This window comes from Bacillota bacterium (assembly GCA_012518215.1).
GTDB lineage: Bacteria > Bacillota > Dethiobacteria > DTU022 > PWGO01 > JAAYSV01.
Map to the genome: position 1 here is coordinate 35,774 of JAAYSV010000049.1, position 12,868 is coordinate 48,641.

General features: G+C 47.2%; 12 protein-coding genes and 1 tRNA gene. 9 read left to right on the plus strand and 4 right to left on the minus strand.

Features of this window, described 5'->3' with window-relative positions; genetic code table 11:
* The 4 genes from GX364_07800 (at position 1) to GX364_07815 (ending at position 3,205) form a co-directional block, all read left to right on the plus strand.
* Positions 1-639 carry a 4Fe-4S binding protein gene (locus GX364_07800; GenBank protein NLI70748.1) on the plus strand — a complete coding sequence of 213 codons (639 nt, stop codon included), beginning with the start codon at positions 1-3 and terminating at the stop codon, positions 637-639.
* 37 nt (positions 640-676) lie between these two features.
* Positions 677-1,576 carry an MBL fold metallo-hydrolase gene (locus GX364_07805; protein NLI70749.1) on the plus strand — a complete coding sequence of 300 codons (900 nt, stop codon included), beginning with the start codon at positions 677-679 and terminating at the stop codon, positions 1,574-1,576.
* A 112-nt stretch (positions 1,577-1,688) separates the two neighbouring features.
* Positions 1,689-2,666, plus strand: coding sequence for a signal peptide peptidase SppA (gene sppA, locus GX364_07810; protein ID NLI70750.1), 978 nt, complete (start codon positions 1,689-1,691; stop codon positions 2,664-2,666).
* Positions 2,667-2,671: 5 nt separating this feature from the next.
* The gene (locus tag GX364_07815; GenBank protein ID NLI70751.1) at positions 2,672-3,205 is read left to right on the plus strand and encodes an RDD family protein; all 534 of its coding nucleotides are present in this window, start codon (positions 2,672-2,674) and stop codon (positions 3,203-3,205) included.
* A 58-nt stretch (positions 3,206-3,263) separates the two neighbouring features.
* On the opposite strand, the gene GX364_07820 is transcribed toward GX364_07815, so the two are convergent.
* Positions 3,264-4,382, minus strand: coding sequence for a mechanosensitive ion channel family protein (locus tag GX364_07820; protein NLI70752.1), 1,119 nt, complete (start codon positions 4,380-4,382; stop codon positions 3,264-3,266).
* Between the two features lie 231 nt (positions 4,383-4,613).
* Here GX364_07820 and GX364_07825 point away from each other — a divergent pair, with 231 nt between their 5' ends.
* The 3 genes from GX364_07825 to GX364_07835 all read left to right on the plus strand — a co-directional run bounded on the left by GX364_07825 (position 4,614) and on the right by GX364_07835 (position 7,265).
* Positions 4,614-5,312 carry a lysoplasmalogenase gene (locus tag GX364_07825; GenBank protein ID NLI70753.1) on the plus strand — a complete coding sequence of 233 codons (699 nt, stop codon included), beginning with the start codon at positions 4,614-4,616 and terminating at the stop codon, positions 5,310-5,312.
* A 272-nt stretch (positions 5,313-5,584) separates the two neighbouring features.
* Positions 5,585-6,034, plus strand: a complete 450-nt coding sequence (locus GX364_07830; protein NLI70754.1) for a DUF2512 family protein — start codon at positions 5,585-5,587, stop codon at positions 6,032-6,034.
* 145 nt (positions 6,035-6,179) lie between these two features.
* Entirely contained in the window at positions 6,180-7,265 is a 1,086-nt protein-coding gene (locus GX364_07835; protein NLI70755.1) for a tetraprenyl-beta-curcumene synthase family protein, read from the plus strand.
* A 119-nt stretch (positions 7,266-7,384) separates the two neighbouring features.
* Here the strand turns inward: GX364_07835 and GX364_07840 are convergent, their stop codons facing one another.
* Positions 7,385-8,761, minus strand: coding sequence for a methyl-accepting chemotaxis protein (locus GX364_07840; GenBank protein ID NLI70756.1), 1,377 nt, complete (start codon positions 8,759-8,761; stop codon positions 7,385-7,387).
* A gap of 425 nt (positions 8,762-9,186) precedes the next feature.
* Here GX364_07840 and GX364_07845 point away from each other — a divergent pair, with 425 nt between their 5' ends.
* On the plus strand, positions 9,187-10,377 hold the full coding sequence (locus tag GX364_07845) for a glycosyltransferase (GenBank protein ID NLI70757.1): 1,191 nt from the start codon (positions 9,187-9,189) through the stop codon (positions 10,375-10,377).
* A 283-nt stretch (positions 10,378-10,660) separates the two neighbouring features.
* Here GX364_07845 and GX364_07850 read toward each other — a convergent pair.
* Positions 10,661-10,737, minus strand: a tRNA-Pro gene (locus tag GX364_07850).
* Between the two features lie 204 nt (positions 10,738-10,941).
* Here GX364_07850 and GX364_07855 point away from each other — a divergent pair.
* Positions 10,942-11,967, plus strand: a complete 1,026-nt coding sequence (locus GX364_07855) for an NAD-dependent epimerase/dehydratase family protein (GenBank protein NLI70758.1) — start codon at positions 10,942-10,944, stop codon at positions 11,965-11,967.
* 220 nt (positions 11,968-12,187) lie between these two features.
* Here the strand turns inward: GX364_07855 and GX364_07860 are convergent, their stop codons facing one another.
* Positions 12,188-12,817: a cyclodeaminase/cyclohydrolase family protein gene (locus GX364_07860; protein NLI70759.1), complete on the minus strand. Its 630-nt coding sequence runs from the start codon at positions 12,815-12,817 to the stop codon at positions 12,188-12,190.
* Positions 12,818-12,868 lie beyond the last annotated feature (51 nt).

A 12,868-nucleotide genomic window follows, 5' to 3' on the forward strand; every position in this document is an offset into this window, starting at 1 on the left:
ATGAAAAACGTGAATTTAACCATCGATGACCGCCCCATAACCGCCAGGGAAGGCGACATATTGTTATGGGTGGCGCTGGAAAACAACATTTACATTCCCAACCTCTGCGCGATCAAGGAAAAGGAACGTCCATCGGCAAGCTGCCGGCTCTGTTTCGTGGAAATCGAGGGATATGACCGGCCGGTAACATCCTGTACCCAGCGCGTCAAGGAGGGAATGGTCGTCAGAACCAGAACCCCGGCCGTGGATCGACTGGTAAAAACTGCTTTTGAACTCCTGCTGTCAGATCATGACCTCAACTGTGCCAAATGCCCGGCAAGGAAAAATTGCGCATTGATGACCATTGCACGAGAAAGAAAACTCAAAATGAAGCTAACTCGTTTCAAACCGTTGAATCGGAAGAGGGCCATCGATGATAGCACTTCCCTTTTTACATTCGACCGCAACCGATGTGTACTGTGCGGTCGATGTGTCTGGGCTGATCGCGAAGAAGCAAAGGTCGGCGCCATTGGATTTTCCAACCGGGGCCTCGAGCGCATGGTGACCACCTTTCGAAACATACCACTTGCCGATTCACCCTGTACCGAATGCGGGCTTTGCGTGGAAGCTTGCCCGGTCGGGGCGATGACCTTCAAATAAGCTTGCCAATCATTTCTCTCAAGAGGTGCTCAACTTCATGAAGATGACGGAAATAGGAAAAAATATATTTCACATCGAGGGGAACAAGGCCGGAAGGTATCCATATGCCAACTCGCTGCTGATCAAGGATCACAGGAACGTCCTTATCGATTCCGGAATCGGGCGTGAACACGTCGAGGTTCTGGCCAGGGAATACAGGATCGACCATATTTTGGTTTCCCACGGCCATGAGGACCACACTGCTGGCAACGATCTTTTTGGCGCTGACACAAAGATTGCCGTTCATATCCTGGATGCCCCTGCAGTTAAATCGGTAGACAGGCTTGTAGAACTTTACAACATGCCCGATGAGCATCAGCGCACCATGATGGCCCGTTTTTTGAGAGAAGTTTTCTTTTTAAAGGATTCAACCGTGGACACTGAATTCACTGATGGTTACACCCTCGATCTTGGAACAATCAAGGTCGAAGCAATTCATACTCCCGGCCACTCGGCCGGGCATACCTGTTTTTTCATCCCTTGTGCCAAAATAATATTTCTGGGCGATATCGACCTTTCTTCATTCGGCCCCTGGTACGGTTCACTGGATGCGGATATCGACGCTTTTCTTGATTCGATTGAAAAAGTGAAATCGATAGATTTTGATACAGCTGTCAGTAGCCACAAGGAGATAGTTTACGGGAAAAAGAATATCGATAGAAAACTGGACCGCTACGGAGAAATTTTTCAGGAAAGGGAAGAAAAACTGCTTGCTTTCCTCGCCAGGGATAAAACAGTGGAAGAGATCATAGATGAAGCAATCATCTACGGCCGTTACCCGGAACCGACGGAACTTTACAGAAGCATGGAAGGAACAATGATCTGCAAACACCTGCGCCGCCTTGTTGACCGGGGACGGATCTATCAGAAGGAAGAAGGACTTTTCCGCGCCGTATAGAACGAATTTATTTTTTGCCGCGTTGCTCAGCTCGAGCACGGATGATGGCAGGAATAGCAATCAATCCTGGCGAAATGATTTACCGCTAAACTATTTCTGGCAGGAGGGGCTCATGAATAAAAAAAGATGGATCGCTCTGATAGTATTTTTGATCATGCTGATCTCCGTTCTGATCAACCCCCCTTCCCTCTTTACCGGTATCTTTCCCGAAGATAAAAAATGGGAAGAAACGATATACAAAGACGGCGGAACCGATCACCTGGCCATGATCGATATCAAAGGGGTCATCCTCGCGCAGGAAGAACAGGACATCTTCTCCTCATCTCAACTGGAATATGATCATGAGATCCTCCTGGATCAACTGGACAGCGCTTTTGAAGATGAAGCTGTCAAAGGGGTGATCGTCCGTATCAACTCACCCGGCGGGGGGGTGGCTGACTGCGACGAAATCTTTCAGAAGATAAGACAGCTCAAGAATGAATATACAAAACCCGTGATCGCCTACCTGGAGGATGTGGCAACATCGGGAGCTTACCTGATCTCTGCTGCATCCGATAAAATATATGCCAACCGCCATACCCTGACTGGTTCCATAGGAGTAATCATGAGCACATACAATGTTCATGAACTGGCTGAAAAATGGGGTGTCAGGGATGAAACTTTCAAAAGTGGCCCCTACAAGGACATCTTGAACCCCCTGCGTGAAGTAAGCGAAAGCGAACGCCGTATCATGCAGGAACTGATCGATGAAAGTTATTTATTCCTTATCGACAGTATCCTTGAAGAAAGAAACATGAAACGGGAAACCCTGCTCACATTATCCGACGGGCGGCTCTACTCCAGTCAGCAGGCCCGGGACAACGGGCTCATAGACACGATCGGCCTCCTCGACGATGCAATCAATGAGGTGGAAATACTGTCTGGAATAGAAAATGCAACTGTGATTCGTTACAAAAAAATTGAACCGTCGCCGATCCGCCTCCTGTTCGAAGGGTTGGGACATTCAATTTCTAGATTCAAAAACCTTTCTCCGGGAATGGACTTCTTCGATTCTCGTTACCCATCCCTGATGTACATCTGGAGTTGGTGATTCTGTTGACAGATAATGAAACCGGGTTCCGGGATAGTGGCAAAATGACCGGCGAAACCGTATACCGCCCCGCCGGTGTGTCAACAAGGTTGGGGGCATATTTGATCGACCTCATCGTTGTTTTTGCCCTCACCAATCTGTTTATTCCCGGCGCCCTGGGAAATGGAAAAACATCCGGCAACCTTGCCTTTTGGGGAGTGGGAGCAAGCGCTTTCGGTGTGTTGGCCTCACTGTATTTTCTGCTGATGACCGGATTGTCTGGACAGACAATCGGCAAGATGATCCTGGGAATCAAGGTAATCGGAATCGATGGCTCTCCCCCCGGCTGGTCAAGCTTGTTTTTTCGGGAAGTAATAGGACGTTTCATCTCCCAGGCGGCCGGCATCCAGCTGGGTTATATCTGGGCGGTCTTCAATATACACAAACAGGGTTGGCATGATTTTCTGGGCGACACCTACGTGATCATCGAACCGGAAATACAGGAAAAACGCGACATTGTCATCAGGAAAGAATATTTCCCGGGCAACCGCAGATCCTGACACTTATTTTCGATTTTCAACCTTGATCTTCCATTTTTTAATAAATAATTGTCGCCTGTCAAATATTATAATCGTCCCGGGTTTTATGAGGAACCCCTTTCTCGAAATAAACATTGCGGATGGGCAAAGCGGTGGAAACACCTTCCCGTTCAAGTATCTCCATGATTCTCAGGTTGACATCTTCTTTGATGGATAGATACTTCCCCCTGCCGGTTTCCAGTGTAAAGTAAGAAATGCCAATATCAAGGCTGCCCTTGCAAAAATTTTCGAAAGTCACATATATTGATTCCTCGTGGATTTCGGGATGCTCCTCCAACATCTTTCTTATCTCGCCCACACATTTCTTCAATCTGTCTCCCGGCGTCGTATGAGCAACCTTGAGTTTAAACTTGACTCTTCTCTTCCCCATACGGGTCCAATTGACTATAGCTTCGTTTGCCAGAATCTGATTGGGAACCGTTACCAGAGCCTGGTCAAAAGTTCTTACTTTTGTGCTGCGAAAGGAAATTTCTTCAACGGTACCCTCGGTCTGGGAGGTGGAAACCCAATCCCCCACCGAAAATGGTTTGTCAAGCAGGATCACAATTCCCCCCAATATGTTGGCGATAGCATCCTTTGCAGCCAGTGCCACGGCCAGGCCACCAAGACCCAACCCTGCTATAAAACCATTTACATCGTAGCCCCATTCCCCCGCTACCATGACTATGGCCATGACGATGATGATGAAACGGAGTACCCTTGAAAGCAGTGGACTGAGAATCTCGTCAAAATCACTATTCAATTTCCGGATAAATATTTTCAAGAAAGAAGAATAGGCAGCCGTCAGGTTGTAAAAACCCCAGGCCGCAATGATGATCAAGGAGGTGCGGAACAAACGGGCAACGGTTGTCCCCTGTTCAAGGTTCAGCGGGAAATATGTAATAGCTCCATACCCCCCCAGAAAAAGCAAGAGGGCTGCCAGAGGCTTTTCAAAAGCGGGAAAATAAATATCAGTGATTTCCTCGCGAGCATTGGGGAAAAGCCTTACCGCCAACCTGCAAAACGCCCGGGTTAAAAACCCCTTGGAAACCATCACGGCAATTACTATCAGTAAAAATATCGCTACATAGTGCCATATCCCCTCGTGTAAACAAAATGAAGCAATCCCCTGTTTGAAATAATTGATTATTTCCGCCATCCTGTCCACCATTTTTCCTTTTCCCTTGCCACCTTTCCGATTCCCCGCCCTGTGCTTTATGAAACAACAAACGATATTCAAGCTCAGTTTCGACGTTCTCTCGATTTTTCCCTGCACCATTATTTTCCATCGGCTTCCACACCAAAGAAGGATTAATCAATTATTTATGGAATCAATAAAAAAAAGTGTTGATTTTCTGGAACACCTATTGCCTGGAGGTTGATTCATGTCGTGTCAAGGATAGTAATGTTGTTTCCGGTATTCCAGGTATTGCTTTTTCTGGCAGGATTGCATATTTCCCGCCGCCGGGAACCGGGGCAGACAGATATACGCTTGCCCCTGCCAATCAGGATCATTCTCAGTCTGTCCCTTTTGCTCGTCGCCTATCTCATCAACCTGGAACACGAATCTCCCTACACAGCCTGGGTTTTCGGGGGAATGGTCCTGTCCTTTCTGGGGGATCTGACCATGGCAGAGATCATCAAGGTACCCAACAGACTTATCGGCGGAATGTCAGTTTTCGCCTGTGCCCATGTTCTTTACCTGGTTGCTTTTATCAAAACACTCAATGCGGAGGGCCACTTCCCATTTGGCATCCTTGCAATGGCATTGGTCATCTATTCGTTGATGATATCGCTCAGCTGGCGTAAGCTGATACCCGATCCGGGTCAGAAAAAAGCCCTGTATTATGGCGGGCTGTCTTACGGTTTGTGGATCGGGGTCATGGCCTCATTCGCCCTTGCCCTGGCCGTAACCCTCGGCGGAACATGGTGGATGGTTGCCGCCGGCGCCCTGTTATTTGCGATCTCCGATTCAATTATCGGCGTGACCAAAATAGGCAACATCACCCTGAAATATTCGGAAATATGGGTCTGGTTAACCTATGTAGCCGGTCAGGCAGGGATTATTTACGCCGGATGGTTTTATTAGAATGTACAATTTTCATGTCCACAAAATCACCTGTTTCCTTTTCTTGCGCAAAGCCAAAGAAGACAATAACAGGATTCTTTGATTTACTTCACCTGCTCATCCTTTCAAAAACAAGGCCAATCACGATGTCTTTACGTGTGCCATGTTGCCCATGGCTCCGATTCATACATCATTCCCGTCAGCCAAGTCCCTCCAATTTCCCCTTCAATTGATTAAATTTGCCGTTTTGAGAAATACTAAACTTAAATAATTGTTTGAACAGGGGTGAAAAAATGAACCGTAGTGTAAATCTCTTGATCAAGTATATCTATACTGCCGTGATAACTTCCGTTTTGCTTACCTATCTGCTTGTACCCTCCATCAGCCTGGTAGCGTCATTGATTGTGGCCGCGTTTGTAACCCTTGCCTCGTATTTCATCGGTGATCTGTACGTGCTGCCGAGGATGGGCAACCTCGGGGCCGTAGTTGTAAAATTTGCTTTGGCTGCCGTGATATTCGGACTCTCCAATCTGTTCATGGCCGAGGTGGTTACCTTCTCCATGGCCGTGGTAACAGCAGTCGTTATTGCCGTAGCAGAATGGTTTTCCCACCGCTATCTGACCATGGACGTCGATACTGCCGCTGAAGATGAAGGTAGCCTGTCGCTGTCAGCTTGCAAATACTGCGGTGACATAAATTGCCGTGACGAGAACTGCAGGGGCCGTGACGATAATAAAGAATGATATTCCCATCAAATCGGAGCAGGGAACCCTTGTCTTGAAGGGTTTCCTGTTCAGTTGATTGCGGCAAGGAAATCTGCATGTCACATTCATCACCGGCACATTGTTGTTGCATTTTCCTTTTCAGACTTTGAGAGGCGGCACTTTCATGCTTGAAACTGCAAAAAATAATACTTCTTTACCAACTGGTGAAATTGTATTCTTTTTGACCGCGGTGATTCCCAAAGTATTCAAAGAGCTTCGTCGCTGGAACAGAAAAATTGAAGAATGTCCCGACAGCGATCTTTATTTTCTGGCAAAAAACAGTTTGCGTCTGAAAAGGTTCCACTCCCAGGGAGGAAGTTATTTCACCCTGAGTGCTCGTAACCATTCCCCGGAATTGATCCGGGCCATCGTTGCTCTGCAGACGATCAGCGATTATCTTGACAATCTGTGTGATCGCAACAATTGCCACAACGAGGCTGCCTTCCGTTACCTGCACCTGGCCATGAGTGATGCACTTTCGCCTGGCCCGGCACGCAAAGAAAGCTATTATCGTTATTATCCCCTGAAAGATGACGGGGGTTATCTCGAAGAGTTGGTAAGTGTTTGCAGACAGCAAGTGGCACATTTTTCTTCTTATGAAACGGTAAAAAATGATATTTTGAGGCTGGTTTCATTGTACAACGATCTGCAAACTTACAAACACATGTGTCCGTCCTTGCGCGGATCTCTTCTTAAACGGTGGTGCCGGACAAAGAACGCTCTTCTCGACTGCAACCCCAACCTTTTCTGGTGGGAATATGCCGCTGCATGTGGCTCCACCCTGGCAATCTTCGCCTTGCTGGCTCTTTCCACCCGGATAGAAATATCCGCCAACACGGTGAAAGCTATTACCCGCGCCTACTTCCCCTGGGTATGTGGTTTGCATATCTTGCTCGATTATCTGATCGACCAGGAAGAAGATCTTCTGGCCAATGATTTCAACTTCATCGCTTGCTATCCATCTTCCGTCTCCATCCCCCATCGGCTGCAGTTGTTTTTCCGCGAGTCCATGAAGAGGGTTTCCATACTACCCCGTGCTCATTTTCATCAGACGATAGTCAAGGGACTGCTCGCCGTTTATCTTTCTGATCCCAAGGCTCAGAAGCCCGATCTCAAAAAAACCGCCGCCTTGTTGATAGAGAGCGCCGGCCCGGATACCCGGAACATGTTCAACTATTGTATATGGCTGCGTCGCCTGGGAATCCTGTAATCTTTCGGTGGACGATGTTTATTATTTCTTGCCCGTACCAGGGATTCAAAAACTGGATTACCATCAAATATTCTTGTGGGCCAGGTTGAACGCCCGGGATTACCATGCAGAAAATGCCTTTATATTACCAACTCGAGGTTTTTGGATAGTTTCTGCGAGGTTGTATGGAGCTTTCTGGCCAGTTCGTTCAATTCCATCACCGAAGCGGATTGTTCCTGGGTAATCGCCGCAAGGTTTTCACTGTTTGCTTTCAATGTTTCCACTTTACCGGCAATCGTTTCCAGCCGTTCCGTAACCTCACCCACTTCATCGATGATCGCTTTGAAGTTGGCTCCGGTGTTTTCAATGATTCCGGAACTCATCCTGATTTTTTCCGCTCCACGCGAAATTTCTTCCCGCGTGATCTCCGATTCTTTTTCGTTCTCCTTTATGATCAAGGTAATTTCCTGCGCCGCAAGCACTGTCTGTTCCGACAGTTTTCGCACCTCGTCAGCTACAACAGCAAAACCCCTTCCATAGCTGCCTGCCCGGGCTGCCTCGATTGCTGCATTCAGAGCAAGAAGGTTGGTTTGGTCGGAAATTTCATTGATACTGGCCACCATCTTCCCGATTTTCTTGGTCTTGCCAACAAGATTCTCCACCGATTCCTGAACCTTGGATATAACTTCCCAGATAATGTCGATCTGGTTCAAAGTATCTTCAACATCTCCGCCCCCCTTCAGGGCATGGTCAGCGGCCTGCCGCCCCATCTCCGCCATCTCCTGCGAGGCCTGTGAAAGATACATGACATTCATGGCAAATTCATTGGTAGTTGTGGCAATTTCCTCAACGGAAGCACTGATGCTTTCCGTTGACTCCGAAAGAGCCTCGCTAGCAGAAGAAGCATCCCCGGCAGCCTCCTGGGAATTATCAAGTATGGTGGCAATATCATTCTTCATTTTTTTGGCATCCTTTTCGGATTGCAATACAAGATTCAACATTTTCTTTCCTTCCATGACAGTGAAAACAATACATGCAAAAGCAATTATCAACGTGGCCGGCTGGCCCATTACAAACCCTGCTGGCAGTTCCTCCAACCCGGGCCCGGGCATGAGAATGATTAAAATCAGATTGGCCGCATATGACATTACAGTGGCAAATATAATCAATGGAATATGGAAGTACATCGAGGCCAGCACCACAACACTGAACCACAGCGGGGAAAGGGAAAATGCCTCGTGGCTCAAGACAATGATCACAGATACAAGCAGGATCGCTGCCAGTACAAGAACGTATTTGGTGTGGGCCTGTTCACGAAAATAATGCCATAGAACAGTAACAAGAAGCATCAAAACCAGCCCGGCAACAAAACCAAAAAATCGTGCGCCTTCCCTTGTATCGGCTATACCGAACAGGTTCTTGGCATACGAGACCGAAAAGCCCAAAATAAAAGCTGTCCATAAAAGCTTGATAACCAATAAATTGATCTTTTTTTCGTTCTGTTCAAGAAACTCCATGATTGTATTCCCCCCCATGCGTTATTTTAACACAATTTTTTTACTGAATAAAATGATAAAATTATATGGAAGGTCAAATCTGCTCTCCCTGCTTGCTTTTCCTCCATTGATTTTTGCCAGCAATGGCTAACATTTTCCGCCACGATTTGCATTTTCTTCGCTCTTCGGGCAGGGATTTCCATCACCGCTGTTGAAAAAAATAATGGATATGGTCATCGGAAGGAGATAGAAAACTGCAGGGTAAAAACGACCTGGGCAATGTCCTTGCAACCTATTCAAGCTCATTATCTTGTTTTGTACAGGTTGTTCTCAACCAAGCCATTAAAATAAAATGCATCAATACCACATATAGATATTAAACCAAACCCTGATTGCACAAAATTGCCTGCCAGAAAATAAAACTACACATTTTAAGGAGGATTACCATGGAAAATCTTGTGTCGACCGGTATCAGAACAGCCATCGTAACCAGCTATTTACCGCGACAGTGCGGTATTGCCACATTTTCCTCGGATCTGCTCACCAGCTTGAAACCAAACTACAATATCAATCACTTCAACACCAGCTACCTTCAGGTTGTTGCCATAGAAAATTTGACTCCTGCTCACGAATACCCCAATGAGGTAACTTTCATCATCAGGGAGCAGATTCTTGACGATTATATTCAAGCAGCCGGTTTCATCAATACCAGGTCCATCGATGTTGTCTCCCTTCAACATGAATTCAACCTCTTCGGCGGTGAGGATGGGAATTATATAACTCAATTCCTGAACAGACTTAAAAAACCGGTGGTTACCACCTTGCACACCATTCCCATCGAAGCCAGCCCCACCCAGAAAAAAAGTCTTGAAGATGTCTGCAATCTTTCCACCTTCATCGTGGTGATTTCAGAAAAATCAAAGTGGATTCTTCGTGAGCATTACCATATCCCCGATGATCGGGTGATCGTCATCCACCATGGTGTGCACGATGTTCCTTTTGCCAACCCCGCAGAGTACAAAAAAAAGATAAACATGGAAGACAGGGATATTATTCTAACCTTTGGCCTTCTTGATCAGTTCAAAGGAATGGAATATGTCATCGAGGCCATGAAAAAAGTGGTCATCCGTCATCCACAAGCCACTTTCATCATCCTTGGAAAGACCCACCCCGCCATTCTGAAGCTCCATGGTGAGGAATACCGTGAATCACTGAAAAAGATGATCAAAGAAAACAAATTGGATAACAATATTTTCTTCCGCAATGAATTCGTCACCCTGGAAGAACTGATCGATTACCTGATGGCAGCCGATATCTATATAACACCCTATCTGAATAAAGAACGCGTATCCTCGGGGACGCTGGCCTATGCACTGGCCTGTGGCAAGGCGATCATATCAACACCCTATTACTATGCCCAGGAACTGTTGAACGACCAGCGAGGGCGGATCGTTCCTTTCGAGGACAGCGAGGCCATCGCCCGTGAACTGTTGCTGCTTCTGGGAGATGACGATCTACGCAACGAGATACGCAGGAAAGCATACCGTTTCGGACGCAAGATGCTCTGGACCGAGGCCGGAAAATCCTATTACAGAACATTTGCAGAAGCTATCAAGAAAGAAAAATCCTCCAATTGAACCACATTGGTCGGAGACAGGCAGATCTTTTAAATTTTCTGTGGGGTGGTGAGGCGGAATTTCTCGCCCCCTCTTTTCTTTTTCACTGGCTGGCGGAATAGATCGACGCCATCCTCGGTCAGGACAAAGCAGCTTGATTGTAGCAGGCCCCGGGAAAGATTCCTGCTTCCCCGGGGCTTTTTTTACCGGGTTTACAGATTGATGTCATTCTGTAGTGTGTCAAATGTTTGTCAAATGTCTTATTTTTGCCCCGCTCAAAAACCTACAAACCCTTATAGATCAATGGTCGGAGCGACAGGATTTGAACCTGCGACCTCTTGACCCCCAGTCAAGCGCGCTACCAAACTGCGCCACGCCCCGCTGACATCGACATTATATATTATATATTTCTGAAATGCAATTCGCATCTACCAACATGTTTGGGATGATTTTTCTTTGATTTGTTTCTCTGTGTCAGGTTCACCCATTTGCAAGGTTTTCGAGCAGTTCTCTTTCTGTTTTTTTTCAATTGATGATAATATATAATCAATTCATGTTTTCATAACTTTACAGGTAAGGCGGAAAATGGCCAACAGACTTTATTTGCTTACCGGGGCAACGGGGCTTCTGGGCGGAAATATACTGCGACAATTGATTGCGAACGGAGAACGTGTCCGTGCACTGGCATTGCCGGGTGATCCCGCAATCCGGAATTTGCCGGCGAGCACGGAAATCGTGGAAGGCGACCTTCTTGACGATACCGCACTGGAACAGTTTTTTACCACCACGGGAAACACCGACTTGATCGTGATACATGCTGCAAGCATCGTGACGGTTGACCCCCGTCCCAACGGGAAAGTGCATGCAGTAAACGTGGATGGCACTGGAAATATCGTGGATAAATGCTTGCGGCACAAAGTCAAAAAACTTGTCTATATAAGTTCGATAGGCGCAATCCCCGAACTTCCCCATGGACAGGTTATACGCGAGGTTGAAAAACATGATCCCGAGCAGGTGATCGGCTATTACGCAAAAACCAAGGCCATGGCAACCGATCTTGTTCTGGATGCAGCGCGCGAACATGATCTTGATGCATCGGTCGTCTATCCAAGTGGAATTTTTGGTCCCAACGATTACGGCTTCGGAATGATTACAAGTTGCCTGAAAATGGTAGCGGAAGGCAAGCTGCGTATCTCCATAGGCGGTACCTTCAATTCGGTAGATGCCAGGGACCTGGCCTCCGGGATCATTGCCTGTGCGGAAAAAGGGGGCAGAGGTGAATCCTATATCATGGCCAGCCGCTGTTATACATTCGCCCAACTGATAGAAACTGTATGCAAGGAATCCGGAGCAAAAGGGCACCTGTTCACAGTTCCGCTGTGGCTGGTTCGTCCATTTGCCGGCATTGGCACGCTGTATGGCAGATTGACCAATCGGCCCGCGTGGTTCAGTAGCTATACAGTCTACAATCTCATGAGGAATAACGATTATTCTACCGAGAAAGCAGAAAGGGAGCTGGGGTTTCATTCCCGCTCACTTGACGAGACCATAGTGGACACGATCGATTGGTTAAGACAGATCGGAAAAATCGGTCCTATCAAAAAGGGCTGACTGGAAGATGAAATGACGCTTGAAAATGTCATAAAAGCATACAACCGCCATGGACTTGTGGAAATTGGTTTGTTATCCACCCCTGGGTCAGATGTTTTGCCAGGGATTTGGTTGCCTGCCCCCTGTCAGGTAGGGTTGTCCCGTGGCCCGGTTGTTTGGTGCAGAAACCTTCCATCATGGTGCAAACTGCCTTCAGTTTTCCCGGGAACAATCATTCAAGTTATTTTATCTTGTCCAGAACCAGTTTGAGGGTCTCATCTGCAATGCGGGAGCCGTCTTCAAGCAAATGGTTCATCTCCTCGTTGACTTTCTTGACATAGTCACTATCTTTGATTGCCCCCAGGTTGATGATCACATTGAGGGATCCGCTGATCAGCGCTGCCTTGAGGAAAGCCACGCCGCACCCCACATCGGAGATCGCAATCCTGGTTCCTATCTGCCCCATACGTTCGTGGACCTTGATCCCCTCGTATGATTTTCTCATTATTTCTATCGGCACTGAACATGCCACCTTTGAACACCTTTCCAGTTCTTCTTCCTTGAATCTGGCTTCTTCCGGCGTATCCTTCGGTAACCCGTACGCTTTCGACAGCGGCTCGAAAACTTCTGCATCTTTATCGACAAGCGCCTTCAGTTCGTCAATGATCCGATATCCTTTTTCCAGAAGTTCTTTTACTTCATCTTCAACGTCGGCATATCTTTTTTTACCCACGGTCAGGTTCCCGACCATATTTGAAAGAGCCATCCCTATTGCCCCGCCCAATGCCGCTGCCCCCCCTCCCCCCGGCACCGGGGCCTTTGAAGCCAGCGCTGCAAGGAATTCACCCGAAGTTTTTTCTACCATGGACATTATCAATTACCTCCTGTTTATCGCCAAGTAATCGCAAAGATCTGGCAGTAA

Excerpts from the sequence above, each read along its gene's own strand:
- GX364_07800 (NLI70748.1), top strand. The coding sequence starts at position 1 with ATGAAAAACGTGAATTTAACCATCGATGACCGCCCCATAACCGCCAGG.
- GX364_07805 (NLI70749.1), top strand. The coding sequence starts at position 677 with ATGAAGATGACGGAAATAGGAAAAAATATATTTCACATCGAGGGGAAC.
- sppA (NLI70750.1), top strand. The coding sequence starts at position 1,689 with ATGAATAAAAAAAGATGGATCGCTCTGATAGTATTTTTGATCATGCTG.
- GX364_07820 (NLI70752.1), bottom strand. The coding sequence starts at position 4,382 with ATGGCGGAAATAATCAATTATTTCAAACAGGGGATTGCTTCATTTTGT.
- GX364_07830 (NLI70754.1), top strand. The coding sequence starts at position 5,585 with ATGAACCGTAGTGTAAATCTCTTGATCAAGTATATCTATACTGCCGTG.
- GX364_07835 (NLI70755.1), top strand. The coding sequence starts at position 6,180 with ATGCTTGAAACTGCAAAAAATAATACTTCTTTACCAACTGGTGAAATT.
- GX364_07840 (NLI70756.1), bottom strand. The coding sequence starts at position 8,761 with ATGGAGTTTCTTGAACAGAACGAAAAAAAGATCAATTTATTGGTTATC.
- GX364_07845 (NLI70757.1), top strand. The coding sequence starts at position 9,187 with ATGGAAAATCTTGTGTCGACCGGTATCAGAACAGCCATCGTAACCAGC.
- GX364_07855 (NLI70758.1), top strand. The coding sequence starts at position 10,942 with ATGGCCAACAGACTTTATTTGCTTACCGGGGCAACGGGGCTTCTGGGC.
- GX364_07860 (NLI70759.1), bottom strand. The coding sequence starts at position 12,817 with ATGTCCATGGTAGAAAAAACTTCGGGTGAATTCCTTGCAGCGCTGGCT.